The sequence below is a fragment of the uncultured Sphingomonas sp. genome (assembly GCF_964021865.1).
Classification (GTDB): Bacteria; Pseudomonadota; Alphaproteobacteria; order Sphingomonadales; family Sphingomonadaceae; genus Sphingomonas.
Genome location: NZ_CAXIAM010000006.1, coordinates 35,011 through 61,321 on the forward strand (window position 1 = coordinate 35,011; position 26,311 = coordinate 61,321).

The 26,311-nt window shown below is 67.7% G+C and carries 22 protein-coding genes; 12 read left to right on the forward strand and 10 right to left on the reverse strand.

The window, feature by feature from the left end:
• The first annotated feature begins 161 nt into the window (after window positions 1-161).
• Window positions 162-2,246 (forward strand): prolyl oligopeptidase family serine peptidase, encoded by a 2,085-nt coding sequence (locus tag AADI75_RS02915; protein ID WP_341207553.1) that lies wholly within the window; start codon window positions 162-164, stop codon window positions 2,244-2,246.
• Between the two features lies 1 nt (window position 2,247).
• On the opposite strand, the gene AADI75_RS02920 is transcribed toward AADI75_RS02915, so the two are convergent.
• From AADI75_RS02920 to AADI75_RS02950, 7 genes are all read right to left on the reverse strand, one after another.
• Window positions 2,248-3,216 carry a cation diffusion facilitator family transporter gene (locus AADI75_RS02920; RefSeq protein WP_341207554.1) on the reverse strand — a complete coding sequence of 323 codons (969 nt, stop codon included), beginning with the start codon at window positions 3,214-3,216 and terminating at the stop codon, window positions 2,248-2,250.
• A 141-nt stretch (window positions 3,217-3,357) separates the two neighbouring features.
• Window positions 3,358-4,029 (reverse strand): spermidine synthase, encoded by a 672-nt coding sequence (locus AADI75_RS02925; RefSeq protein ID WP_341207555.1) that lies wholly within the window; start codon window positions 4,027-4,029, stop codon window positions 3,358-3,360.
• Window positions 4,026-4,388: a DUF6481 family protein gene (locus AADI75_RS02930; RefSeq protein ID WP_028966862.1), complete on the reverse strand. Its 363-nt coding sequence runs from the start codon at window positions 4,386-4,388 to the stop codon at window positions 4,026-4,028. Before AADI75_RS02930 ends, AADI75_RS02925 begins: the two co-directional genes overlap by 4 nt.
• Before the next feature lie 154 nt (window positions 4,389-4,542).
• Complete coding sequence (locus AADI75_RS02935; protein ID WP_341207584.1) at window positions 4,543-5,634, reverse strand: glycerophosphodiester phosphodiesterase; 1,092 nt, start codon at window positions 5,632-5,634, stop codon at window positions 4,543-4,545.
• 5 nt (window positions 5,635-5,639) lie between these two features.
• On the reverse strand, window positions 5,640-8,057 hold the full coding sequence (locus AADI75_RS02940) for a TonB-dependent receptor plug domain-containing protein (RefSeq protein ID WP_341207556.1): 2,418 nt from the start codon (window positions 8,055-8,057) through the stop codon (window positions 5,640-5,642).
• A gap of 29 nt (window positions 8,058-8,086) precedes the next feature.
• Complete coding sequence (locus AADI75_RS02945) at window positions 8,087-10,408, reverse strand: TonB-dependent receptor (protein ID WP_341207557.1); 2,322 nt, start codon at window positions 10,406-10,408, stop codon at window positions 8,087-8,089.
• Window positions 10,409-10,608: 200 nt separating this feature from the next.
• Window positions 10,609-12,198: an alkaline phosphatase D family protein gene (locus AADI75_RS02950; RefSeq protein ID WP_341207558.1), complete on the reverse strand. Its 1,590-nt coding sequence runs from the start codon at window positions 12,196-12,198 to the stop codon at window positions 10,609-10,611.
• A gap of 164 nt (window positions 12,199-12,362) precedes the next feature.
• On the opposite strand from AADI75_RS02950, the gene AADI75_RS02955 reads away from it, so the two are divergent.
• On the forward strand, window positions 12,363-13,217 hold the full coding sequence (locus tag AADI75_RS02955; RefSeq protein WP_341207559.1) for a type 1 glutamine amidotransferase: 855 nt from the start codon (window positions 12,363-12,365) through the stop codon (window positions 13,215-13,217).
• Between the two features lie 55 nt (window positions 13,218-13,272).
• On the opposite strand, the gene AADI75_RS02960 is transcribed toward AADI75_RS02955, so the two are convergent.
• Window positions 13,273-13,422, reverse strand: coding sequence for a DUF2256 domain-containing protein (locus AADI75_RS02960; protein ID WP_341207560.1), 150 nt, complete (start codon window positions 13,420-13,422; stop codon window positions 13,273-13,275).
• 76 nt (window positions 13,423-13,498) lie between these two features.
• Here AADI75_RS02960 and AADI75_RS02965 point away from each other — a divergent pair, with 76 nt between their 5' ends.
• Complete coding sequence (locus AADI75_RS02965; protein ID WP_341207561.1) at window positions 13,499-14,527, forward strand: SMP-30/gluconolactonase/LRE family protein; 1,029 nt, start codon at window positions 13,499-13,501, stop codon at window positions 14,525-14,527.
• A 99-nt stretch (window positions 14,528-14,626) separates the two neighbouring features.
• A complete protein-coding gene (locus tag AADI75_RS02970) occupies window positions 14,627-14,857 on the forward strand; it encodes a hypothetical protein (RefSeq protein WP_341207562.1) in 231 nt (76 codons plus the stop codon).
• 137 nt (window positions 14,858-14,994) lie between these two features.
• Here the strand turns inward: AADI75_RS02970 and mnmA are convergent, their stop codons facing one another.
• The gene (gene mnmA, locus AADI75_RS02975; protein ID WP_341207585.1) at window positions 14,995-16,128 is read right to left on the reverse strand and encodes a tRNA 2-thiouridine(34) synthase MnmA; all 1,134 of its coding nucleotides are present in this window, start codon (window positions 16,126-16,128) and stop codon (window positions 14,995-14,997) included.
• Window positions 16,129-16,280: 152 nt separating this feature from the next.
• Here mnmA and AADI75_RS02980 point away from each other — a divergent pair, with 152 nt between their 5' ends.
• From AADI75_RS02980 to AADI75_RS02990, 3 genes are all read left to right on the forward strand, one after another.
• Complete coding sequence (locus AADI75_RS02980) at window positions 16,281-16,409, forward strand: hypothetical protein (protein ID WP_341207563.1); 129 nt, start codon at window positions 16,281-16,283, stop codon at window positions 16,407-16,409.
• A 101-nt stretch (window positions 16,410-16,510) separates the two neighbouring features.
• Entirely contained in the window at window positions 16,511-16,813 is a 303-nt protein-coding gene (locus tag AADI75_RS02985) for a DUF1153 domain-containing protein (RefSeq protein ID WP_341207564.1), read from the forward strand.
• A 155-nt stretch (window positions 16,814-16,968) separates the two neighbouring features.
• The gene (locus AADI75_RS02990) at window positions 16,969-17,226 is read left to right on the forward strand and encodes a GlsB/YeaQ/YmgE family stress response membrane protein (protein ID WP_159758412.1); all 258 of its coding nucleotides are present in this window, start codon (window positions 16,969-16,971) and stop codon (window positions 17,224-17,226) included.
• Between the two features lie 153 nt (window positions 17,227-17,379).
• On the opposite strand, the gene AADI75_RS02995 is transcribed toward AADI75_RS02990, so the two are convergent.
• Complete coding sequence (locus AADI75_RS02995; protein WP_341207565.1) at window positions 17,380-18,111, reverse strand: SIMPL domain-containing protein; 732 nt, start codon at window positions 18,109-18,111, stop codon at window positions 17,380-17,382.
• A 164-nt stretch (window positions 18,112-18,275) separates the two neighbouring features.
• Between AADI75_RS02995 and AADI75_RS03000 the strand changes: the two genes are divergently transcribed.
• From AADI75_RS03000 to AADI75_RS03020, 5 genes are all read left to right on the forward strand, one after another.
• Window positions 18,276-19,454 carry an efflux RND transporter periplasmic adaptor subunit gene (locus AADI75_RS03000; RefSeq protein WP_341207566.1) on the forward strand — a complete coding sequence of 393 codons (1,179 nt, stop codon included), beginning with the start codon at window positions 18,276-18,278 and terminating at the stop codon, window positions 19,452-19,454.
• A gap of 14 nt (window positions 19,455-19,468) precedes the next feature.
• Window positions 19,469-22,678: an efflux RND transporter permease subunit gene (locus AADI75_RS03005; protein ID WP_341207567.1), complete on the forward strand. Its 3,210-nt coding sequence runs from the start codon at window positions 19,469-19,471 to the stop codon at window positions 22,676-22,678.
• 257 nt (window positions 22,679-22,935) lie between these two features.
• Window positions 22,936-24,144 carry a DUF445 domain-containing protein gene (locus AADI75_RS03010; RefSeq protein WP_341207586.1) on the forward strand — a complete coding sequence of 403 codons (1,209 nt, stop codon included), beginning with the start codon at window positions 22,936-22,938 and terminating at the stop codon, window positions 24,142-24,144.
• 88 nt (window positions 24,145-24,232) lie between these two features.
• Complete coding sequence (locus tag AADI75_RS03015) at window positions 24,233-25,354, forward strand: MlaE family lipid ABC transporter permease subunit (RefSeq protein WP_341207568.1); 1,122 nt, start codon at window positions 24,233-24,235, stop codon at window positions 25,352-25,354.
• Window positions 25,354-26,310: an ABC transporter ATP-binding protein gene (locus tag AADI75_RS03020; RefSeq protein WP_341207569.1), complete on the forward strand. Its 957-nt coding sequence runs from the start codon at window positions 25,354-25,356 to the stop codon at window positions 26,308-26,310. The genes AADI75_RS03015 and AADI75_RS03020 overlap by 1 nt, the downstream gene beginning before the upstream one ends.
• The last annotated feature ends 1 nt before the right edge of the window (window position 26,311 follow it).

A 26,311-nucleotide genomic window follows, 5' to 3' on the forward strand; every position in this document is an offset into this window, starting at 1 on the left:
CAAACATTCACGACGCTTTGCACACCATCCCGGCGAACATTCACGGGCCTTTCCAGCAACCTGGGGCCCCGCCGTCACGCGCTCCGCGTTTCTGCGCAACCATCGCCAACATCCGCGGCCGCGCTTCCTAATCCCGGTGCGCCCCGCTACGCTGGTCGCCGATGAAACGTCTGATCCCGCTCGCGCTCGCCCCGATCGTCCTCGCCGCCGCCCCCGCCGCCGATCCGTACCTCTGGCTCGAAGACGTCGAGGGCTCCCGCGCGCTCCAGCAGGTAAAGGCGTGGAACGCCGAAACCGAAGCGCAACTGACAAAAAGCCCGCGTTTCGAACAGGATCGCGCCCGCGCCAAGGCGATCCTCGATGACGAGGCGCAGATCGCGGAGGTCGACACCGTGCTCGGCGACCGCGTCACAAACCTCTGGCGCGACGCGAAAAATCCGCGCGGCCTGTGGCGGATCGCGACGCTAGCCGATTATCAGGCCGGTCGCCCGCAATGGCGCACGCTGATCGACGTCGACGCGCTCGGCAAGGCGGAGGGCAAGAGCTGGGTCTGGCACGGCGCGAGCTGCCTTGAGCCCGACTACGCGCGCTGCCTCGTCCGGCTCAGCCCCGGCGGCACCGACGCGCAGGTGGTGCGCGAGTTCGACCTGACGACCGGCCGCTTCGTCGACGACGGCTTCGTCCTCCCCGAGGCCAAGAGCGACGTCGCCTGGGTCGATCGCGACACGTTGCTGGTCGCCACCGACTGGGGCGCGGGTGCGCTCACCACCTCGGGCTATCCGCGGATCGCGAAATTGTGGAAGCGTGGCACGCCCTTAGCGGCAGCGACCACCGTCCATGAATCCCCCGCCAGCGCGGTGCAGGTCGGCGCGGCGGCGTTCGTCGACGCCACGCGGCGCTGGCCGATGGTCAGCGTCGGCCACACGTTCTTCGAGCGCGAATTGCTGGTGCAGGCGTCCGACGGCCGGTTCGTCCCGCTCGGGCTGCCCAAGGGCGCGGACGTCACCGACGTGATCGGCGGGCGCGCGATCGCCAGGTTGAACAAGCCGGCGGACGGCTTCCCGGCCGGTGCGCTGGTCGCCTGGTCGCTTGCCGACATCGTCGCCGGTCGCCACCCGAAGGGCGAGCTGGTGATGGCACCTGGCGCGACGCAGGCGATCGAGGAAGTTTCGGCCAGCGACAATGTGTTGTGGGTCAAATTGCTGGATGATGTGTCGGGCCGGTTGCTCGCGCTGCGCCGGCAGGCGGACGGACGCTGGACGCAGACCCCGGTCGCGCTGCCGGGCAACAGCACGCTCCACCTCGGCGCAACCACGGGAAAGAGCGACGCGGCGTTCGTCACCGTCGATGGGATGCTCACCCCGCCGACGCTCTATGCGGTGCGGGTCGGCGCGGCACCGCGCGCGGTGCAGGCGCTGCCGGCACGGTTCGACGCGACGAAATATCAGGTCGTTCAGCGCTTTGCGACCTCGCGCGACGGGACGCGCGTGCCGTATTTCCTTGTCACCAAGAAAGGCACAACCGCTCCCGCGCCGGCCTTGATCCACGCTTACGGCGGCTTCCGCAACGCGCAGACGCCCACGTACCTGACCGAGCAGCCGTATCGCGCGGGGCCGCTGGCGCTGTTCTGGGTCGAGCAGGGCGGGGCGTATGTGCTCGCCAACCTGCGTGGCGGTGGGGAGTATGGGCCGCGCTGGCATCAGGCGGGGCTGCGCGAAAAGCGTCAGAACGTGTTCGACGACCTCCATGCGGTCGGCGACGATCTGGTGCGCACCGGGGTGTCGGCCAAAGGAAAGATCGGGATTTCAGGACGTTCGAACGGCGGATTGCTGGTCGGGGTCGCGATGCAGCAGCGGCCGGACCTGTACGGCGCGGTGATTGCGGGGTCGCCGCTGGAGGATATGCAGCGCTATTCGCATCTGTCCGCCGGCGCGTCGTGGATCGATGAATATGGAGATCCCGACAAGCCGGCCGACTGGGCGTTCATCCGCCGCTACTCACCGTATCAGAACGTGAAGGCAGGGGTCCGCTATCCGCCTGTGTTCTTTTATCTTTCGACCAAGGATGACCGCGTTCATCCCGGCCATGCGCGCAAGCTGGCGGCGCTGCTGAAGCAGAACGGAAACACCGTCTACTTTCATGAATATCTGGAGGGCGGGCATTCGGTCGGCGCCGATCACGCCGAAGACGCGCGCCGCGCGGCGCTGCTAAATGCGTTCCTGGGACGCGAACTGATGCGAAAATAGCCTAGACGGTGCGCTCATCGGCGAGCGCGCAGGCGGTGCCGGTTTCGATCTGTACCGTCGTATGGCCGATTCCGAAGCGTTCGTGCAGCATCCCCTGCACGTCCTCCAGAAACGCGTCGCCCGGATGCCCGGCCGGGATGCGCAGATGCGCGGTCAGGCTCGGTTCGGTCGTCGACATCGGCCAGATGTGGAGGTCGTGAACCGCCTCGACGCCGGGCAAGGCCGCGAGCGCGTCCTTGACCCGGTCATAGTCGATCCCCCGCGGCACCGCCGACAGCGACATCTCGACCGTCTCGCGCAGCAGCCCCCACGTCTGCCAGAAGATCACTACCGCAATGACGAGGCTGACGAGCGGGTCGATCCACGCCGCGCCGGTCAGCCAGATGACCACCCCCGCCGCGACCACCCCGGCCGAGACCAGTGCGTCGGCGAGCATGTGGAGATAGGCGCCGCGAACGTTCACGTCGCCCTTGCGCCCGCGCGCGAACAGCCACGCGGTGATCGCGTTGACGGCGATGCCGAGCGCGGCGACGGCGGAAACGGTAAGCCCCGGCACCACGGGTGCCGACCCGAAGCGGTGCACCGACTCCCATGCAATCGCACCGATCGCAACCAGCAGCAGCAGCGCGTTGGCGAGCGCGGCGAGGATCGTCGACCCTTTCAGCCCATAGGTGAAGCGCTTCGACGGCGCCGTCCGCGCCAGAGCTGCACCGCCCCACGCCACCGCCAGCCCGAGCACGTCGGAGAGATTGTGCCCGGCGTCGGCGAGCAGCGCGACCGAGTCGAACAGCCAGCCGGCCACGCCTTCGGCGACGACATAGATGAGGTTCAGCGCGATCCCGATCGCGAACACATGATCCCAGCGCTCGGGCGGGGTGGCATGTGCATGGGAATGGCCATGATCGTGGTGATGCCCATGATCGTGGCCGTGATGGTGATGGTGATGGTGGTGGTGATGCCCGTGAGCCATGTGCGGCCTCTACCATCAGGCTGGCGAGGGTGACAGCCGGCTAGGTATGTGCTCCGGCGAAGGCCGGGGTGACGCCAAGCTTTGAATAATGGTGACGTGCGGTCGACTGAACCGGTCTGGACTGGGTGACGACGACCGGCCCTACCGCCGCGTGCCGAACCATATGACGTGGGTCGCGCCCTTGCCGTTTTCGCGCGCGCGGACCTTGACCTCGTCGACCGCGAAGCCGCTGTCGGCGAAGCGACGGGCGAAGCGCGGGTCTGGTGCTGCCGACCATACCGCCAGCACGCCGCCGGGGCGCAACGCGGCGCGTGCCGCGGCCAGCCCACGCGGGCCGTACAGGCCGTCGTTGGCGGGGCGGGTCAGCCCGTCCGGGCCGTTGTCGACGTCGAGCAGGATCGCGTCGTAGCGCCCACTGCCTGCGGCGATCACCGCGCCGACATCGCCCATCTCTAGCGTGACGCGCGGATCGTCGAGGCAGCCGTCGGTCAGCGCCGCCATCGGGCCGCGCGCCCATTCGATGATGCCGGGGACCAACTCGGCGACGGTGACCTGCGCTGCGGCACCCAGCCGACCGAGCACGGCGCGGAGCGTGAAGCCCATGCCATAGCCGCCGATCAGCAAGTGCGGTCCGGGCGTGTCGGCCAGCCGGTCGCACGTCATCGTGCCGAGCGCGACTTCCGAGCCGCTCATCCGCGTACTCATCAGTTCGTTGCGTTCGAGCACGATCATGAAGTCGGCACCGCGACGGAACAGCCGCAAGGGCGGCCCGTCCGGCACCTCCGCAACCCCGAGCAATTCGGGGCGGATCACTTCTTCTGGCGGGCCTTGCGCGCGGCGTAGCGGGCGTCGCGCGCCGCCTTCATCTCGGCTGCTGTCGGCATGACCGGTGGGCGCTTGGCGGCAGCGGCGGCCTCGGCGGCGGCGGCCTCCTCGGCAGCGGCCTGCGCGCGCGCCTCTTCCTTGGCGGCCTTTTCGGCGGCGATCGCAGCCTTGCGCTGCTCGCGCTTCTCGGCCTCCGCGGCTTCCTTCGCCTCGCGCGCGGCGAGACGCGCGGCGACCTCTGCAGGATCGGGGGCGGCCTTGTTCTTCAACGCCTCGAGCGCGCGTGCCTTAGCGTCGCGGGCGGCGGCGGCGCGCTGGTTGAAGTCAGGGGCCTTGTAACCTGCCATGCTGCGAAATTCTCCTTGGGGAACGATAACGCCGAAACCGACGAAAAGCACAACGGCCCCGCATCGCTGCGGAGCCGTCGGGAAAGCCGATGAAGCGAAAGGCTACACCAGCCGCATCCGAATATACGAGCCGGGCGACTTGAGCGCAACCGCTTTATCGGCCGCCGTCCACTGCCTGCCGCCCGAGCGCCGGATCGTCGGTGAAGAACGAATCGATGCCGAGCGCGATATAGCGGCGCATCTCGGCGATCGATCCGGCATCGTGGCGTGCGTCGGGTCCGGCGGTGCTGCGGAAGTCGGCGGCGAGAAAACGGTTTTCAGGCCGGAACGTCCACGGGCAGACCTCGAGGCCGGCAGCATGCGCGTCCGCTACCAGCGTGGTCGGGGCACCGAGTCGTTCGTCGGCGGCGAGCGGGATCAGCATCCGCGTGTTCGGGGCGACGATGTCGGCGTACCCCGCCATCTCGCGCAGCCCGGCGGGCGACACCATCGTGCGGTAATCGAGCGCACCGCCGGCTTTGGCGACGTCCGCAGGCTTTTGCGTGGGGTCGCCGATCAGCTGGACGAGCCGTAGGTTGCCGCCCTTCGGCCGCTTGCCGCGGACGTAGCGCAGGTTCGCGACCTCGAACGACTGCAATTGCACCGGCGCGCGACGGGTATAGGCGTGCGCGGCGAGCACCGCGAGGAAGCGGTCCTCGACGGGCAAGCCGATGCCCGCGAAATAGGTAGAGTGTTTCAGCTCGGGCACCAGCCCGATCGTCCGACCGCGCGCCGCCGCCTCGGCCGCGGCGAAGTCGATGACCTCGTCGAGCGTGACGATCTGGAACTGGCCGTCATAGCTGCGGCTTTCGGGGCGGACGGCGCCGAGCCGTTCCTTGGCGCGCAGCGTCTTCAGCTCGGCGAGCGTGAAATCCTCGGTGAACCACCCGGTCTGTTGCTCGCCATCGATTGTCTTCGTCGTGCGGCGCGCGGCGAATTCGGGGTGATCGGCAACATCGGTCGTCTCGACGATGTTGTTCTCGTGCCGCGCGACCAGCACGCCGTCCTTCGTGGGGACCAGATCGGGTTCAATGAAGTCCGCGCCGTCCGCGATCGCCTTGGCATAGGCGCCCAGCGTGTGTTCGGGGCGGAGCGCCGAGGCGCCGCGGTGCGCGAACACCAGCGGCGTCTTCGCAGCCGGGGCCGCGCCGGCGGTGGAGGCCACCCCCAGCGCGAGCGCGGAGCCGATGGCGGCGCGGCGGGTCATCACGCTCAGAAGCCAGCGCTGAGCGTGACGAACGCCTGACGCGGCGCGAGCGGGAAGAAATTGTACGTCCCCGATGCCGCGCCGACGCTGATCGTCGAAAAAGCCTTCTTGTCGGTGATGTTGGTGACGTTGAGGCTGACGTTCAGCTTCTTGGCCAAGCCTTCGCCCGACAGCGGCATGTCGAAGCCGACCCGACCCGATAGCGTGAAATAGCCCGGCACCTTCAGATCGTTCGTGAACGTGGCATAGCGCCGACCGATATAGTCACCGATCAGTTGCAGCTCCACCCCGTCGCCGCTGAGCGTGGCGACGGTCTTGTTGAGCCAGTCGGGCGAACCGGGGACCTTCTTGCCGGCGGTGGGGACGACGGTCTGCGCGGCGCCGACCGTGTAGTTATCCGCGTAGCGCGAGTTGTTGTACGACAGCGCATTGTAGAGCGAGAAACGGTCGCCGAAGCGCAGCGTCGCCGCCGCGTCGACGCCGTCGGTCTTCACGCTGCCGACGTTGGCGATGATCGGTGCGCCGCTGATGATTGCGGTGATCGTCGTGGTCGGGCTGATCGCGAGCAGCCGGTTCGAGAAGTCGACGTGATAATAGCTGATCTGGCCCTCGAACCCGGTCAGCGGCCCGAGATCGAGCGCGCGGCGGGTGCGGATGCCGCCTTCGTAGGTCCAGCTCGTTTCCGGCTTGGTATTGTCCTTGAAAAATTCGAACAGCGTCTGGCTGCCGAGCGCGAACGGCGACAGGCCGGCGGCGGCGCTGGTCTGGAACTGGCGGATGTTCTTTTGTGCGTTGACGAACACCTGCTCGTGGTCGGTCGCATCCCACAGCACGCCGACCTGCGGCAGGAACCATTCGTCGGTGTTGATCCGCCCGACCGGCAGCTCGCGCGAGCCGGTGAACGAGCCCGGGATCGGCTGCACGGGCACGCGCTGGCGCGCGTGCTGGAAGGTGCTCTTGAACCCGGCCTGGAGCGTCAGCGTCGGCACGATCTTCCATGCGTCCTGCAGGTGCGCCTGGATCTCGGTCACGCGGATCTCGCTGCCATATTGCGTGATGAGCGGATCGGCGAGGTCGAGCGGACGCTCATAGGGCGAGGACGGATTGTTGACGTCGAGTGCGTACCAGCGGCGATAGGCGGCCGAGCTTTGATGCTCGTACCAGCCGCCCAGTTCGATCGTGTGGTTGCCCAGCTCGGCGCGCAGCGTCGAGATGCCGCCGACGCGGTCGATGCGATATTCGGTGGTGCGGGTCGCAAGGCCGGAGCCGCCGAAGATCGTCGACAGCCGCGCCAGGTTGGCGGTCGAGGTCGGGCTGCTGCCCGCTACACCCGGATAATAGAAGGAGAAGAGCTGCGGCAGCCCGGCGACGGTGATCGGGCCGGCGACGATGCCAACGCCGTCGTTATGGTGGAAATACGCCTGGTTGGAGAAGGTCACGCGATCGGTGACGTTCCAGTCGTACTTGAGATAGCCGAGATAGTCGGTGCGCAGCGCCGCGCTGTAGTAATTGCTGTAGTTCGCGCCCGACGCCGCATAGCTGGCGGCGTTGTTGTAGGGCAGCTGGTTGGCGAGATACGCCTGCATGCCCGCGAAGTTCGGGTAGAGGAACGGACGGATGTACGGCTGGTAGGTCTGCGTCGCGGAGACGACGGTCGCGTCCTCGTTCGGCTCGGCCTTGTCGGAATAGGCGAAATAGGCGGTCAGCTTGCCGTTCGAATCATCGTGGACCAGCTTGGCATTGCCCTGCCACCCCTTCTGATAGCCCTCGAAATCCCACGCCCGCGCACGCTGGCGCACGCCGGAGATGTAGAAGCGCGTGTTCTGGCCGATGTCGCCGCTGTCGAGGCGGACGTAGCTGCGCGTCGCCTCGTAGCTGCCGACGGTCTGCGCCGCCGAGATGCCGAACTCGGGCTTCGGATCGCTGGTGAAGGTGTCGATCGTGCCGCCGAGGTTGCTGGTCGACGCCGTGCCGAGATCGCCCGCGCCCGAGGCGAGCACGACGCGGCCGACATTCTCCGAGATCGTGGCGCGCTGCGGGCTCAGGCCGTTGTAATTGCCGTATTGCTGATCGCCGAGCGGCACGCCGTCGAGCGTGTAGCCGAGCTGCTGCGCGTTGAAGCCGTGAACGAACAGCGAGATGTTCTGCTCGTTGTTGCCCCACGGATCGGCGGTCAGATAGGTGACGCCGGGCAGCGTCTGGAGCGCCTTGAGCGGGCTGATGCCGGGCAGCACCTTCTGGATCTCGACATTGGTGATCTGCGCCACCGCGCGCGTGGCGGTGCCGGTGACGATGATGTCGTCACCCGGCGTCGTGGCCGCGGCGGTGTCGTCCGCCGGAGCAGGCGCGGTGCTTTGCGCGACCGCGGGGGCCGATACGATCAGGGCGAGCGGCGCGACGCCTGCGATCAGGAGATGACGCATATGCAAAGACTTTCGGTAAAAAGAGGCGGTCACAAGCCGGTGCGCAGCGAGACGAAGAACTGGCGGGGCGCGCCGGCGAGCAGCGTCTGGCTGTCGCCGCTGGCGGTGTAGCCGTTCGAGCCGATCGTCGAGACGTAGCGCTTGTCGAGCAGGTTGGTGGCGCTGCCCTCGATCCGGACGCCGTGCAGCCCGCCGAAGTCGCCGATCGTATAGCCGATCGTCGCATCCACCAGCACGCGGTCACCGACCGACTGGTCGTTGGTATAGGTGAAATAGCGCTTGCTCATGTAATCGGCGCCCACGCGTGCGAGGAAGCGGCCGTCGTCATAGACGATCTCGCCCTTGGCCATGTGGCGCGGGCTGTCGACGACGGTCTTGCCGCGGGTCGCGGTGATGAGCGCGCCGTTCGCGCCGAGAACGTTGTCCTTATATTCGGAGTGGTTGTACGAATAGGAGGCGAAGATCGAGAGCGGGGGCGTGATCCTGTAGAGCGCGGTGGCTTCGGCACCGTAATTCTCGACGCCGCCGACGTTCTGGAGCGTCACCGGATTGCCGACGATCCCGGCCCCGTTGGTGTAGGCGAGCAGCCGGTTCGCGAAGTCGACGTAATAGCCCGCGATCGACCCCTGGAACCCGCCCGAACGGAAGCGCACGCCGGCCTCGGCGGTCTTCGACCGTTCCGGGCGCAGCGTGTTACGGATCGCGTTGAAACCGTCCTGCGTGGTCGCGAAGGGCGAGGCGCCGGTCGCCGACGAGACGAAGGCACGCATGTTCTCGGTATAGGTCACGAACGCCTCGGCGGGACCAAAGCCGTACACCGCGCCGACCTGCGGCAGGAACCAGTCGCGCGCATCGATCGTGCCGCTGGCGAGCGTGCCGACCAGCGGAATCGCCTTGTTGGTGACCTTGTAGCCCTTCCAGCCGCCGTTCAGCGTGAGCTGGCCGAGCGTCAGCCGGTCGCTGACATAATACATGGTCGTGTTGGTCTGGAAATCGACGTTGAACTGCGTGGCGAGCGGGTCACGCTGGAAGCTGAGCACGTTGCGCGAGATCGTCGCCTGATCCGCAAGGCCGTAGAAGCGCCGCGCCTGGCGGAAGCCGTTCGCCTCGAACCAGCCGCCGAGTTCGAGATGATTCGCGCCGGTATCGACCGAGACGCGCGCGATCGAGCCGAAGCGGTCGATGCCATATTCGGTCGTGCGGATCGACAGCGGCGCGCCGCCGGGCGTGCGCACATAGGGCGTCACCCACACACCCTGACCTTCGTTGCCGTGATAATAGCCGGTCAGCGACAGCTTGATGGCATCATTGACCGGCGCGTCCATCATGATCCCGGTCAGATAATCGCGGCGCAGACCCGCCGCGTCGAAATAGGCGTCGTCGACGGAGGTATAGGGGGACGGGAAGGTCAGCCCGGCATCCGGATAGGGCAGCGTCGCGGTCGCCGAGGCGGCGCGCGTCTGCTGGTTCCAATAGACCTGGCTCATCCGCACCGCGGTGGCGTAATCGGGGTTCAGGTTGTCGGTATCGTACCCGAGCCGCCGGATCATCTCCAGGCTGAGATCCTGATAGTCGTTCTCGCGCCGGTCGGAGAAGTTGAAGAAGGCAGTGATCGAGCCGCGCGCGCCGAAATCCTGCACCAGCTTGGCATTCGCCTGATGCTGGCGCTGGACGCCGTCGCCCTTCCACTTGCCAGCCTCGAGATAGCCGTAGCTGAGATAGCCGCGCAGCCCGTTGCCGGTCAGGTCGCCGCTGTCGACGCGCACGAAGCCGCGGTACGTGTCGTTGGAGCCATACGTGCCCGAGGCCGCGATCCCGAACTCGTCCGACGGCCGGCGCGAGGTGAATTGCAACGTGCCGCCAAGGTTCGAGGTCGACGCCTCGCCCAGCGCGCCGGCGCCCTGCGCCACGGTCGAGGTGCCGACGTTTTCGGAGATGATCGCGCGGCTGATGTGCAGGCCATTGGCGTTGCCGTAGCTCATGTCGCCCAGCGGGATGCCGTCGAGCGTGAAGCCGAGCTGGTTCTGGTTGAAGCCGCGCAGCGAGATGCGGCTCGCCCATTCATACGCCCCGAACGCGTCGGCGGACTGGAAATTCACGCCCGGCAGCTTCGCGAGCGCCTTCAGTGGGGTGGTGCCGGGCGTCTGGCGTTCGATGTCGGCTGCGGTGATCGTCTGCACCTGCCGCGCCTGCCCGAAGCCGAGCACGACGACCTCGCTGCCTTGCGTGTCGGCCGGGGTCTCGGCGGGCGTGTCGGCGGCGGAAATGGCGGGCGGCGTATCCGCGGCGAGCGCAGGAGTCGCGGTGACGGCGAACAGCGCACTGCCGGCGAGCAGCATCGAACGGAGCATGGTGAATCCCTTTGATGACGCAGCCGTTAACGGCCGTCGTTACCGAGCCTTTGGGCGCTGCTCCTTTCGTCTGCGTGACCGATTGGTTGCAGGTTCGTGACGGCGGGGCCGATCGCGTTGATTATCGGATTGCGTGGCGTTTGTGCGCGGGCATGCCGGCATCCTCATTCCCGCCGGTGCGGGAATGAGGACGGGCCAAGTTACGCCATGACGTTGCGGCCGCGCGCGACGGTTGCGGTGTGACCGATCGTCGCGGCGGTGGTGCGCTTCGTGATCGTCTCGACCATGATCCAGTCGTTGCGGACGCGATCGGACTCGATCGTCAGCGCCATATAGCCGCGGCGCGACGTGTCGCACCATTTCAGCTCGGGATTGGTACGCACCAGATCGGCGGCGATGCGGCGCGGATCGTAGGCGGTGCCGCTCTCGAAGCCCGGCGAGGTGACGCTGTGCCCGGCGAACTCGACCGCTGCGGCGTGGCCGTCCTGCGCGAGATTATAGGCCCAGGCGTTGTGGCTGTCGCCCGAGATCAGCACCGTGCTGCCGCCAAGCTGCTGCGCCTTGCGCAGAAAGCGCGCGCGGGCGGCAGGGTAGCCGCCCCAATTGTCGAAATTGAACGGCAGCCCGGCCTTCGCCGCGGCGATGCCTTCGCTGACATAGCCGTCCTGCTTACCGCCCGTCCAGGTTCCGGCATCGGCGGGCATCATCGTCTGGCCCATGATCGTGCCAAAGCCGACCACCTGCCAGCGCCGCCCGCTGCGCACCGACGCGGCGAGCGCATGGTCGAGCCAGCTTTCCTGTTGCCAGCCCATCATCGTCACGCCGGGATCCTGCCACGCGCCGTCGCGGAACGCGCGCAGCGCGGCGGCGGGGTCGGCGGCCTTGAACAGCGGGCCGAGATCGGGCTGTTGCGTGCGCCCGAGCAGGCGGGTTTCGGTGCGGAACAGGGTGGCGAGCGCGCCGATATCGTAGCTCTTCCACGGCTCGTCGGAGACCGGCATCCATTCGCGATACGCCTGGATCGACGCGGCGCGCCGCTGGTTCCAGTCGCCTTCGGTGGCGGGATCGTGGTTCTGCGCGCCGCCCTCCCAGCTATCGTTGGCGCTTTCGTGATCGTCCCATTGCGCGATCATCGGCAGCCGCGCGTGAAGCGCCTGAAGATCGGGGTCGGCGCGGTAGCTGGCGAAGCGCTGGCGATAGTCGGCGAGGTGGACGGTTTCGCCGAGCGGCTGCGGCAGTCGGCCGGCGATCAGCTCGGCGGTCTTCGGATAATGATCCGGCGCGTATTCGTAGAAATAGTCGCCGAGGTGGATCGCGCAGTCGAGGTCGTCGCGCGCCGCGGCATGGCCATAGGCGTTGAACCAGCCGTATCCCATGTTCGAGCACGAGAAGATCGCCGCGCGCCACGGGCGGACGCCGTCGGCGGGGAGGGTGCGGGTACGCCCGATCGCCGAGCGCGTGCCGTCCGGCGCGACGAAGCGGAACCAGTACCAGCGATCGGGCGCGAGGCCGTCGGCGGTGAGCTTCACGGTCCAGTCCCGCCACGGGCCGGTGATCTGCGCGCCGACGACGCGCGCCCCGCTCATGTCTGCCTGCTCGGCGATCTCGGCGGTGACCTCGCCCGCGCCCGCCATCACGCAGCGCGTCCACAGCAATACCGAGTCTGCCCCCGGCTCGCCGCTCGCGACCGAATGGGTGAAGCCGCGGGTGGCGGCGACGCCGGCGGCGAACAACGGCGCGGCGGTGAGGGCACCGGCGCCGGCGAGCAGGGAGCGGCGGGAGACGAGCACGGGCTGACCTCTTTTCTGTGCGAGCGGATCGCGGCGCGGATGGGCGCGGTTTGTGGAGGCTTGATGACAAATGGTGTCGCGCCGACGTTTTCGCGGCTGGGCAGGGGCTTGGCGGCGGCACGGTGCGTTGCCCCACTTCTCGACATGACCATAGGTGAACCGGCGTGCCCCGATTTCTGATCGCGCAGAGCGAAACCCCCGAGGAGCGCGAGGCGCGCCGGGCGCATACCGGGCAAAGTTCGGGCGAGAGCTATGCCGACACGCTGAACCAGATGGCACCCGATGCCGAGATCGAGATCTGCCAACCGGCCGACGACGACTCGCCGGTGTTCACGCCCGCGCAGTTGGCGGCGTATGATGCGGTGTTCCTGACCGGATCGCCGCTGCACGTCTATGACGACACGCCCGAGGTGCGCAGGCAACTGGCGTTTATGCGCGCGGTGTTCGCGTCGGGCGCGCCGTCGTTCGGATCATGCGCCGGGTTGCAGGTCGCGGTGGCGGCGGCGGGTGGCACGGTGCGCAAGATGCCCGAGCGCATGGAGGCAGGGCTGTCGCGACGGATCGTCGCCACGACCGAGGGACGCGACCACCCGCTGCTTGCCGGGCGCGCCGCGACCTGGGACGCGCCGGCGGTGCATGGCGACGAGGTCGAGACGTTACCGCCGGGCGCGACGCGGCTGGCGGGCAATGCGGTGACGCACGTCCAGGCCGCCGAGATCCGGCATGACAAGGGCGTGTTCTGGGGCGTGCAATATCATCCCGAACTGTCGCTGGGCGAGATCGCGATCGCGCTGCGGCGGCAGGCGGACGGGCTGGTCGAGGCGGGCCTGGCGGAGACGCCGGACGAGGTCGAGGAACGCGCCGACGTAATCGCGGCGCTGCACGAGGCGCCGGAGCGGCGATCGCTGCGGTGGCGGCTGGGGGTGGACGGGGAACTGGCCGACACCGACGCGCGACGGCGGGAGATCGCGAACTTCCTGGCGGCCCTGCCGACGATCGACCGGCGCGGGGCGCGGTGAAGGTTGCGAAGTTGCCGCTAAAACGGTGTGGAAAAACCGGCGGCCCGGCCGCTCGCTAGGGTGCGGGCTGCTCCCCGATGCCGCGGCAGCGATCCGAGCAATATTTGACCTGCTCCCAATCGCGCTCCCATTTCTTCCGCCACGCGAACGGGCGGTGGCAGCTCGCGCAGATCTTCTCGGGCAAATGCGGTTTCTTGTGTGCCATCGCCGCTGAACCCGTTTGGCGCGTGGTGCGATCCGTGCCAGCGTGCCGACCGAGAGAATTGGCGAGAGGATGCAGGATGATAGCCAAGGGGACGATCCGGCCGGGACGGCGCGCGGTGCTGGCGGGGATCGCGGGGGCGGGGCTGTGCGGATTCGCTGATCCGGCATCAGTGGTGACGCTGCGGCGGATGACGCCCGCGTTCGACCGGATCATCGCACCGGGAACGCGCGTCGAGGTGATCGCGCGCGACATTCAGTGGGCCGAGGGGCCGGTGTGGGTGCCCGAAGGTGGCGGCTATCTGCTGTTCTCCGATCCGCCCGCCAATATCGTGCGGCGCTGGTCGCACGGGGGCGGGGTGGCGACGTTCCTGTCGCCGTCGGGTGCAGCCGATCCCGACCGCGCGGTGCTGCGCGAGCCGGGCGCGAACGGGCTGGCGCTCGATCGGGGCGGGCGGTTGCTGATCGCGAACAGCGGCGGTCGGTCGATCGATCGCGTCGACCTGAAGACGCGCGCCCGCACGGTGCTGGTCGATCGCTACAAGGGCAAGAAGTTCAACAGCCCCAACGACATGCATGTCGCGCGCGATGGCGCGATCTGGTTCACCGATCCGCCCTATGGACTGGCGGGCGACGACCGGTCGCCCGCCAAGGAATTGACGATCAACGGCGTCTATCGCTGGCGGGAAGGCGGTGAGGCGGTGCTGGTCGATGGATCGCTGACCCGACCGAACGGCATCGCGCTGTCGCCCGACGAGCGGCGGCTGTACGTCGCGATCTCCGACGCCGACGACCCGCGCGTCATGGTCTATGACCTTGGCCGCAACGGGATGCCGACCGCGTCGCGGGTGCTGGTGTCGGCGAAGGCCGGGCATGCGCAGGGCAAGCCGGGGCTGCCCGACGGAATGAAGGTGGCGCGCGACGGCACTCTGGTCTGTTCGATGCCGGGCGGCATCATGTTCCTCACCCCGGAGGGCGAGCCGATCGGTCTGATCGAGACGACGACGCCGGCCGCCAATGCGGCGTTCGGCGAGGGCGGCAAGGCGCTGTACGTCACCAACAATCATGAGGTGCTGCGCGTCGCGCTACGGCCGGGATGGCAGCGATGAAGGACCGGGAGACAGATCGGGGTTGATCTCCTACTAAATCGGTGTAGTTTACCGGGGACGATGGCGCATTGCCATCGACCATGAAGGGGATGTGCGTTGATGAAGAAGATCGTTGCGGGCATGTCCGCGGTGGCGCTGGCGCTCTCGCTGGCGGCGTGCGGAACGAAGACCGACACCGCCAATGACACCGCGCTGAATGCCGAGATCGGCAACGACGTGGCGCTGAACGAGACGCTGCCGGTCGACGAGAACCTGTCGGATGCGGGCGCGCTGCCGCTGAACGCCACCGACGGCAACGTTGCGGGCGCCGCGACCACCAACGCGCTTTGACGATTTTGCGGGCGGCGCGCCACGGCGCCGCCCGCCAATCCTTACCGTCTGGAGTTGCTCCCTAGACGAAACTGGTCCGGTGCTCCCATGCGGCGCCGGACCTTTTGTCTGGGGAGCGGCTGCGGATCAACGAGCGGTCAGGTTGAGGCGGACGCCATGAGCGCTGCGTCCTCGGCCAATGCGAGCGCCGGCTGGGTCTCCGCGATCCAGCCGCCGCCCAGCACGCGATCGCCCGCGTAGAGCACCGCCGCCTGACCGGGCGCGACGCCATATTCGGGGGTGTCGAATATCAGTCGCTCTCCGACCATCTGCGCCGGCACCGGCCGGGCCATCGACCGCACCTTGGCGGTGAGCGGACCGTCGAGCGGGCCGAGCACGTTGAGCCGCTCGAGCCGCGCGGCGGCGACCGCCAGCGCTGCGCGCGGACCGACCACGACCCGCTGCAGCTCCGGATCGAGCCGCACGACATAGAGCGGTTCGGGCGTGCCGCCGATCTCCAGCCCGCGCCGCTGCCCGACCGTGTAATGGACGAGCCCGCGATGTTCGCCGAGCTTGCGGCCGGAAAGGTCGACGATGTCGCCGCCGGTCGCTGCCTCCGGGCGCAATTTCTTGACCAGCGAGGCATAATCGCCGTCGGGGACGAAGCAGATGTCCTGGCTGTCGGGCTTGTCCGCGACCAGCAGCGCAAGCTCGGCGGCGAGTTCGCGCACGCGCGCCTTTGGCAGTCCGCCAAGCGGGAAGCGGAGGAATTCGAGCTGTTCCTGCGTGGTGGCGAACAGGAAATAGCTCTGGTCGCGCGCCGGATCGGCGGCGCGGTGCAGTTCCGCACCCGCGGGCCCTTCGACGCGGCGCACGTAATGGCCGGTGGCGAGACAGTCCGCGCCGAGATCGCGGGCGAGCGCCAGCAGATCGGTGAACTTCGGCCCCATGTTGCACTGGACGCACGGGATCGGAGTGCGCCCGGCGAGATATTCGTCGGCGAAGGCGTCGACGACGGTCGCGCGGAAGCTGCTTTCGTGATCGAACACGTAATGCGCGATGCCGAGCCTGTCGCAGACCGCGCGCGCGTCGCGGATGTCGCGACCCGCACAGCACGCACCCGCGCGCTTCGTTGCCTCGCCATGATCGTAGAGCTGGAGCGTGACGCCGATCACCTCCGCTCCCGGTTGGCGCGCGGCGAGTGCCGCCACCACCGAGCTGTCGACCCCGCCCGACATCGCCACGACGATGCGTCGCGCACCGGGCGCGAGCTGGAATTCACCGCTGTCCATGATGGCGTGCAGCATACAGCCGCCGGCCCCCCGGCGTAAACTGAAATGAACGAACCGTTTCGCGTGGCTTTACCGGGCTTTCAGACCGTGTGGCGTACATCGGTGGGATGACAGCCGAGACACCCCCTCAAGATGTGCCGCTGCTTTGCAGCTTGCGGGCGCGCCAGCTCGCCTCGCGCACCGCGCAGGTTGCGCGGACGCTGGACGAGCCGACGCGCCCGCATGGCGGCGCCTTCAACGCCGATGCCGCGGCTGCGCTCAACAACTGGAAACGCTCGTGAAGAGGTCGTTTACCGCACCGCTTTAGGAGGCGTTCAATCCATCGCCGTTACGCGACAGTCACGACATGGAATGGGGTCGCGCCCCCGAACCGAGGTTTGGAATGATCGAACAACAAAATAATTGTCGCCCTGCCAAGGTCATAGGTCCGTTAGGGGAGCCGTTGACGCTCGACACGCTGCCGCCGTCGAACACCACCCGCTGGGTGGTGCGACGCAAGGCGGAGGTGGTCGCCGCGGTTAACGGCGGGCTGCTGAGCGTCGACGACGTCTGCACCCGCTATGGCCTGACGGTCGAGGAGTTCGCCGGCTGGCAACGCGCGATCGACCGCTCGGGGATGCCCGGGCTGCGGGTCACGCGTATCCAGCACTACAAATCGCTGTACGAGCGTCAGCAGAAATTCTGACGATTGCCCACATCCGTCCCGCGGCGATACAGGTGCGCGGGACGGGGTGCAAAACCTTGTTACATTATGGATTACGCGACCGGAACAATGTGCCGGGCTCGTGAGTAATTCCCACCAGAGCAGCCACTCCGGGCGCATCTGAGGGGAGTATTATCATGGGTATCATTCTGTGGCTTATCATCGGCGGTGTTATCGGCTGGCTGGCCAGCATGATCATGCGCACTGACGCGCAGCAGGGTATCTTCCTCAACATCGTCGTCGGCATCGTCGGCGCGTTCCTGGGCGGCCTGATCTTCTCGGGCGGTTCGATCAACAATGCGCCGCTGACGATCTATTCGTTCCTCGTCTCGCTGCTGGGTGCGGTCGTGCTGTTGGCGATCGTCAACCTGGCCCGTCGCGGTCGCGTGCGTTAATCGCACCGACGACCACGGTTCGACGACAAGGCGGCCGCCCGGATTACCGGGCGGCCGTTTTTGTGTCTGAGATCGTGTCGGTTTGACGGGTTTCGCTCGAGAAAGCGCCGGCTTTCTTCATCCCCGATCGGGGCCGGGATGGCGGAGGGAGGCCTACTTCAGCAAGAAGCGAACGTTGACGCTGGCCGTGACGTCGGTTTCGCCCGGCAGCACGACGGTTTCCGCGTCCGATTGGACGGCGGCGCGCGCCATCATCGGCATCGGGCGCGGACGGTCGCCGCCGTTCTCACCCGCTTCGTTGATCGCGACGATCCGGACGACCGACAGGCCCGCGGCCTTGGCGTAGAGGTCGGCACGCGCCCGCGCCTTGGCGATCGCCTGCGTCCGCGCCTCGTCGAGCGCCGCGTTCGGATCGGAAAGCGACAGGTTCGGGCCGTCGATCTGATTGGCCCCGGCGCGCACCAAAGCGTCGAGCACCGCGCCGGCCCTGGCGATGTCGCGGAAGCGGATCGCGACCGAGTTGCTCGCCTGATAGCCTGTGACGACCGGCGGCTTGCCGTCCTGATAGCGATATTGCGGCGACAGCGCGACGTTGCTGGTCGACAGGTCACGCGCGGCGAGGCCGGCGGCCTTCAGCGCCTTGATGACCGCGTCCATCCGCTGCGCATTTTCCGAAAGGGCCGCGGCGGCGACCGGCGCCTGCGTGACCACGCCCGCGGTGATCGTCGCGAGATCCGGGGTGCGCGACACGCGGCCGGTGGTGGTGACGTCGAGCACGGTACCCTCCGGCACGACCGTCGCCATCGGCAGCGCGACCTGCGCGGCGGCCGGCATCGCCATGACGGCGGCGGCGGACAGCATCAGCGCGGGCAACAGGCGGTTCATGCGAAAACTCCCTTAATCCAGTTAAGAAGACCTCTGCCGCGGTGCGTCGGAATGCAAGATGAACGGGACAGGCCGTTGCAACCACGATAAGACGCGGCCAACCGCGCGCCGCTTGTCACGGTGACGTATGCGTGTAATACACGCCGGGGCGCGAAAGGGGAATCATGACGTACCAGGGCGGGGAGATGCAGGGCGAACAGCTGGTGCTGGAGGATCGCTCGCCACGCACGCGGCGTCGCTGGCTGCTGATCGGTGGACTGGTGGTGCTGATCGTTGCGGCCGTCGCCTGGTACGTGCTCCGACCCAAGGGCGACGAGGCCCCGCCCGCCACCGCCTCCAGTCAGGCGCCGGCGGTGACGGTGATCGTGCCGGGGGCACAATCGGTCGCCCGCATCATCAGCGCGACGGGCACGCTGGCGGCGACGCGCGAGATGCCGGTCGGCGTCGCGGGTGAGGGCGGAATGGTCAGCCGCGTGCTGGTCGAGCCGGGCCAGTGGGTGCGCGCCGGGCAGGTGCTGGCGACGATCGACCGTTCGGTGCAGGCGCAGACCGCGCAATCGCTGGCCGCGCAGATCAATGTCGCCAAATCAGACCTGACGCTGGCGCAGGCCGAGCTGGAGCGCGCGCAGAGCCTCGTCGATCGCGGCTTCATTTCGAAGGCCGACGTCCAGCGCCGGATCGCGACCCGCGACGCGGCGCGCGCACGGTTGCAGGTGGCGCAGGCGACCTTGTCCGAGCAGCGCGCGCGCAACGCACGGCTCGACATCCGCGCGCCGGCCGCCGGACTGATCCTGACGCGCGGCGTCGAGCCGGGGCAGATCGTCAGCTCGGGCTCGGGGATGCTGTTCCGCATGGCCAAGGGCGGCGAGATGGAGATGCGCGCACAGCTCGCCGAGGGCGATTTGCAGGTGGTGCGCGTCGGATCGCCGGCAAAGGTGGTGCCGGTCGGCGACACGCGCGCGTTCGTGGGGATGGTGTGGCAGGTGGCGCCGGTGATCGACCCGCAAACGCGGCAGGGGATCGCGCGGATCAAGCTGTCCTATGACCCGGCGCTGCGCCCCGGCGGCTTCGCGAGCGCGACGATCACCGCGGGCGGCGCGCGCCAGCCGGAACTGCCGCAATCGGCGTTGCTGAGCGACGAGAAGGGCAATTACGTCTATATCGTCGATGCGCAGAACAAGGTCGAGCGCCGCGCGGTGACGCTGGGTACGGTCGCCGACGATCGCGTTGCGATCGCCAGCGGGCTGAACGGCGACGAGCGCGTCGTGCAATCGGCCGGTGCGTTCCTCAACCCCGGACAATTGGTGAAGCCGCAGCGCGCCAAGCCGACCGCCGCGCGATAGGAGGACGGGACGTCATGGGCTTTCGCAATATCTCCGCCTGGTCGATCCGCAACCCGGTGCCGTCGATCGTCCTGTTCCTGATGCTGACGGTCGCCGGGATCGTCAGCTTCGTGCGGATGGACATCAACGAACAGCCCGATATCGATTTCCCGATCGTCTCGATCGACATCACCCAGCCGGGTGCCGCGCCCAGCGAGCTGGAGACGCAGGTCACGCAGCGCGTCGAGGCGGCGGTGCGCTCGCTGGAAGGGATCGACGAGATCCAGTCCTACGTGTCCGAGGGCACGTCGACCACGATCGTCCAGCTCGACATCGGCACCCCGATCGATCGCGCGGTGAACGAGGCGCGCGATGCGATCACGCAGATCCGCGGCAACCTGCCCGAGGGGATTCTCGAGCCGCAGGTCGCGCGGGTGAAAATCAACGACAACGATCTGGGCAGCTATACCGCGGTCGGGACCGATATGACGCTGGAACAGCTCAGCTGGTACATCGACAATACGGTGACCAAGGAGCTGATGTCGGTGCCCGGCATGGGCGGGGTGACGCGCAACGGCGGGGTCAGTCGCGAAATCCGCGTGATCCTCGACCCCGCGCGGCTCGCCGCGCAGGGGCTGACCGCCAGCCAGATCAACGCGCAATTGCGGCAGGTGAACCTCAACGCTCCGGGCGGGCGCGCCGAGATCGCGGGCGCCGAGCAATCGGTGCGCGTGCTCGGTAATGCGCACACCGCCTATGAGCTGGGGCAGTTGCAGATCAACGTCGGCAATGGCCGCACCGTCCGGCTGTCCGATGTCGCGACGGTCCGCGACCTCTATGCCGAGCAGCGGTCGGCCGCGTCGGTCGACGGGCGGCAGGCGCTGTCGTTCGATTTCACGCGCGCCAAGGGCTATTCGGACGTCACCGTGTTCCGCGAGGCGAAGGCCAAGCTGGAGGCATTAGAGAAGCGCAACCCGCAGGTCCGCTTCAAGATGCGGCTCGACGGGTCGAAATATCCGCTGGAGCAGTTCAAGACCGCGATCCACGCGATGATCGAGGGCGCGATCCTTGCGGTGATCGTCGTCTTCCTGTTCCTGCGCGACTGGCGCGCGACGATCATCTCGGCGCTGGCGATCCCGCTGTCGGCAATCCCGGCGTTCTGGTTCATGGACCTGATGGGCTTTACGCTCAACAACATGACGATGCTGGCGCTCAGCCTGGTGGCGGGCGTGCTGGTCGACGATGCGATCGTGGAGATCGAGAACATCGTCCGCCACATGCGGATGGGCAAGACCGCGTATCAGGCGTCGATCGACGCCGCCGACGAGATCGGGCTGGCGGTGCTGGCGACGACGATGGCGATCGTCGCGGTGTTCCTGCCGGTCGGGCTGATGCCGGGGATCGCGGGCCAGTTCTTCAAGAATTTCGGGCTGACCGTCGTCGCGGCGGTGCTGATGAGTCTGGCGGTCGCGCGGCTCATCACCCCGATGGTCGCGGCGTACTTCCTCAAGGCCGGCGGGCATGTCGAACATGGCGGGGGCTGGTTGCTCAACACCTATCAGCGGCTGCTGATCTGGACGCTCGACGGCACCCGCGCGGCGCGCGCGCGCGCCAAGGGCGGGGTGCACCGCGTCGTCGGCTACTGGCGCGATCATCGCCTGTGGATGATCGGTGCGGGCGTGCTGGCGTTCGTGGCGACGATCGCGATGTTCGCGACCTCCGCAATGACCTTCCAGCCGGCGCGCGACATGCCACGCTCGACGGTGACGATCACGATGCCGCCGGGCAGCACGCTCCAGACGACGCAGGGCGTGGTCGATCAGGTCTATGCCGTGCTCAGCAAGCAGCCGGAGGTGGAGAGCATCTACACCCGCACGCTGGTCGGCTCGGGCCGCGTCACCGCGCAATTGCGCGAGAAGCGGAACAAGACCTCGACCGAGTTCGAGCGTGCGCTCGCCCCGGAGCTGGCGAAGATCGCCGACGCGCGGGTCAACTTCCAGTCGCAGTTCGGCTGGGGCGACAACAACCGCGACGTCTCGATCACGCTGGGCGGCGACGATCCGGTCGTGCTGCGACAGGCCGCCGACCGGCTGGTCAAGGAAATGGGGACGGTGCCGGGGCTGCTCGCGCCGCGGATCGCGGGCGATCTCAACCGTCCGGAGATCATCATCAAGCCGCGGCTCGATCTCGCCGCCAGCCTGGGGGTGACGACATCGGCGCTGTCGAATGCGATCCGCATCGCGACGATCGGCGATATCGACCAGAACAGCGCGCGCTTCTCGCTGAACGACCGGCAGATCCCGATCCGCGTCGCGCTGGAGCAGAGTTCGCGGTCGCGGCTGGCGACGATTCAGAACCTGCCGGTGCAGACGCTGACCGGCGGCTCGGTGCCGCTGAGCGTTGTCGCGGAGATCGGGTTCGGCTCGGGTCCGACCCGCATCCAGCGCATCAACCAGCAACGCCAGCTGACGATCGGCGCGGACCTGAGCCCCGGGCAGACGATCAGCGTGATGCTGCCCAAGGTGAAACAGCTGCCGGCGATGAAGAACCTGCCGCTGGGCGTCGGCGAGCTGAGCGTCGGGCAGGCCAAGTGGCAGCTGGAGATGCTCCAGAACTTCATCGTCGCGGTGGTGGCGGGGGTGTTCCTGGTCTTCTCGGTGCTGGTGCTGCTGTATCGCCGCCTGCTGCCGCCGCTGGTCAACATGGCGTCGTTGACGCTGGCGCCGCTCGGCGGGTTGATCGCGCTGCGGCTGACCGGCAATCCGCTGTCGATGCCGGTGTTCATCGGGCTGCTGATGCTGCTGGGCATCGTCGCCAAGAATTCGATCCTGCTGATCGACTTCGCGCTGGAAGAGATGCAGGCGGGCGTGCCGTCCTATGACGCGATCGTCGATGCCGGGCACAAGCGCGCGCAGCCGATCGTGATGACCACCGTCGCGATGGTCGCGGGCATGGTGCCGACGGCCTTGTCGCTGTCGGGTGACGGCGCGTCGCGCGCGCCGATGGGGATCGTGGTGATCGGCGGGCTGATCGTCTCGACCTTGCTGACGTTGCTGATCGTGCCGGCGGCGTTCTCGCTGGCGATCGGGGTCGAGCGGCGCATCGGGCCCTGGCTGGGGCGGCGTTTGCTGACCTATCGTCCGGGCGACGAAGGTCCGGTGATCGAGCATACTCCTCAGGACGCGATCGGCGCGCCGCATGGGCGGATCCCGTTCCGGGGTGAGGGGTCGCATCCGGCGGAGTAATGCCTGACACATGGGCGTGGTCGGCGTCGGAACGGTGGGGATCCATTTGACAGACATGGGCCCCTGCCTTCGCAGGGGCGACGGGCTCGGTAGGGCCGTCATTGCGAGCGTAGCGAAGCAATCCAGGGCGTCCTGGTCCGACCCTGGATTGCTTCGCTACGCTCGCAATGACGAGGGCGCTTGAACTTCGCGAGCGATCGGGGATTGTTACGGGGATGATCGTCCGCGCCGCTCCTCCGCCTGCCGCCCTTGTGAGGATGCGGCGGCGCGCGACTAGCCTACTTGTGCTGATGGCAGCCACCTTCTTGGTGGTGCGACTGGCTGCGCCACCGCACGGGTTTTGGGGTTACGTTCAGGCCTTCGCCGAGGCGGCGATGGTCGGCGGGCTGGCGGACTGGTTCGCGGTGACCGCGCTGTTCCGCCACCCGCTCGGGCTGCCGATCCCGCACACCGCGATCATCCCGCGCAACAAGGACCGGATCGGCGACCAGCTCGCGCAATTCCTCCGCGAATATTTTCTGATCCCCGCGGTCGTCGCGCGGCGGATGCAGCGGATCGACGTCGCCGCGGCGGCGGGTCGCTGGCTCGCCAACCCGCGCGGGGCGGGGGGCAGCCGGCTGACGCGCGGCATATCGCGGCTCGCCACCGAGGTGTTGCAGGCACTCGATCAGGAGCGGCTGGGCGGGATGGTGCGCGCGATGATGGTGACGCGCGTGCGCGAGACCGAATTGTCACCGATGCTCGGCCGTGCGCTCGCCGCCGCGATGGCGGAGGAGCGGCACCGGCCGGTGATCGACGCGCTGGTGCGGTGGATGCGCGGTGCGCTGGCGTCGAACGAGCATCTGATCCGCGCGATGGTCCATGATCGCGCCGGCACGGTGCTCCGCTGGACCGGGCTGGACGAGACGCTGGCCAACAAGATCATCGACGGGCTGGACAAATTGGTCGCGGAGATGGCCGATAATCCCGAGCATCCGCTGCGTCTGAAGGTCGAGGAAGCGATGGCGAGTGTTGCCGAGCGGCTCCAGCACGATCCCGACATGCGTGCGCGGGTGGAAACGATGAAGATCGAGCTGCTCGAAAATCCGGCGATGCAGGACTGGATCAACGGGCTGTGGGAACAGGCGCGCGCCGCGATGCTACGCGCCGCGCGCGACCCCGACGCCTTGATGGCAGGCAAGCTGGGCGAGGCGCTGCATCAACTGGGCGCGACCTTACAGGACGATCCGCGGCTCGGGCGGATCATCAATCGCTTCGTCCGTCGCGCGGCGGTGGGGGCTGCCGCCGATTACGGCGATGCGATCGTCCGGCTGGTGTCGGAAACGGTGCGTGGCTGGGATGCGCAGACCGTGACGCAGCGGCTCGAGAATGCGGTCGGCAAGGACCTGCAGTTCATCCGCATCAACGGAACGCTGGTCGGCGGCCTGGTTGGCGTGGTGATCCACACGATCGACGTGCTTTTGTGAGCGAACGATCACAAAAGTGGTACGCGCGCGGAACGATTGCCCTATTGGGTGCTTGTGACGTCATGAGCTTTGCCGCATGGATCGACCGATGAGTGCGGCTGCCGACTTCAGCATGGATCGTGAGGGCGCCGGGCGCGCCGACGGGCAGGTGTTGCGCGTGACCGGCGACCTGTCGCTGGCGCGGCTCGGCGATCTGCCGAACCGGCTGGAGAAGCAGGACGGGCAAGTGGCGGTGGTCGACCTGTCCGCGGTCGAGCGGATCGATACGATCGGCGCATGGGTGATCCATCGCTTCGCCCGCCAGCGTGGTGCGCGGATCGAGGGGCTGAGCAGCGACGGGCAGAATCTGCTGGAGCAGGTGCAGGCCGCCGACCAGCCGGTGCAGATGCGCCCGCAATCACGCTCCGCATTCGGGCGCGTGCTGGCCGAGATCGGCGAGTCGACGGCCAATTCGGCGCGCACTGCGCTGGGGCTGCTGGGTTTCATGGGCGAGACGGTGATCGCGTTCGGCGGCATCATCCGCCATCCCAGCCGCTTTCGCTTCAACGCGACGGTGCAGCGCTTCGAGGTGGTCGGCGTCTCGGCGCTGGGCATCATTGGGCTGATGAGCTTCCTGATCGGTGTGGTGATCGCGCAGCAGGGCGCGGTGCAGCTTCGCCAGTTCGGGGCCGAGGCGTTCACGATCAATCTCGTCGGGCGTATTTCGATGCGCGAGCTGGGCGTGCTGATGACCGCGATCATGGTCGCGGGGCGTTCCGGGTCGGCGTTCGCGGCGCAGCTCGGCACGATGAAGCTGACCGAAGAAATCGACGCGATGCGGACGATCGGCGTGTCACCGATGGAGGCGCTGGTGCTGCCGCGCACGATCGCGGCGATCGTGCTGATGCCGTTGCTCGGCTTCTATGCGGCGGTGCTGTCGGTTTTCGGCGGCTGCCTGTTGTGCTGGTTCGCGCTCGACATTCCGCCGATCGCGTTCGTCGCGCGAATCCGCGAAGTGGTGCCGATCACCGACGTCTTCGTCGGGCTCATCAAGGCCCCGGTGTTCGGCGCGATCATCGCGATCGCCGGGTGCTTTCAGGGCATGCAGGTGAAGGGCGACGCCGAACAGGTCGGGCTCAAGACCACGTCCGCGGTGGTGCAGGCGATCTTCATGGTGATCGTCGTCGACGCGTTCTTCGCGGTGTTCTTCGAACAGATCGGCTGGATCTGATGCCGCAGCATAACGCCAGCCGTCCCGACACCGCGCCGATCATCAAGGTGACCGGGCTGCGCAACGAATTCGGCGATCAGGTGATCCACGACAATCTCGACCTCGAGGTGCGGCGTGGCGAGATTCTGGGCGTGGTGGGCGGATCGGGCACCGGCAAGTCGGTGCTGATGCGCTCGATCATCGGGCTGCAATCGCCGACGCAGGGCGAGGTGGAAGTGTTCGGCGAGCCGACGCTCGACCGCAGCGAGCATGACACGGTCGAGATCCGCAAGCGCTGGGGCGTGCTGTTTCAAGGCGGTGCCTTGTTCTCGACGCTGACCGTCGCCGAGAACGTGCAGGTGCCGCTGCGCGAATTCTACCCGGACCTCGACCTTGCGTTGCTGGACGAGATCGCGTCGTACAAGGTGGTGATGACCGGGCTGCCCGCCGACGCGGGGCCGAAATTTCCCGCCGAGCTGTCGGGGGGCATGAAGAAGCGTGCCGGGCTGGCGCGCGCGCTGGCGCTCGATCCCGAATTGCTGTTCCTCGACGAGCCGACCGCCGGGCTCGACCCGATCGGCGCGGCGGCGTTCGACGAGCTGACCAAGGCGCTTCAGAAGACGCTGGGGCTGACCGTGTTCCTCATCACCCACGATCTCGACACGCTCTACGCGATCTGCGACCGCGTCGCGGTGCTGGCGGACAAGCGCGTGATCGCGGTCGGGACGATCGACGAATTGCTGGCGCTGGATCACCCGTGGATCCAGGAATATTTCAACGGGCCGCGCGGCCGGGCGGCGGTCGCCTCGCAGGAGCGCGGCGCGGCACGCGATGCCGCCGCGCACCCGACCGAGGTGGCGCAACTGCAAAACGGGCAGCGCTCGCAGGGCGGCATGGCCGACGATTATGCGCGCGACGCGGATGCGGGTGGCCATCATCGGTCCGCCAGCATCACCGGGTCGAGCGAGAGGGGCTAAG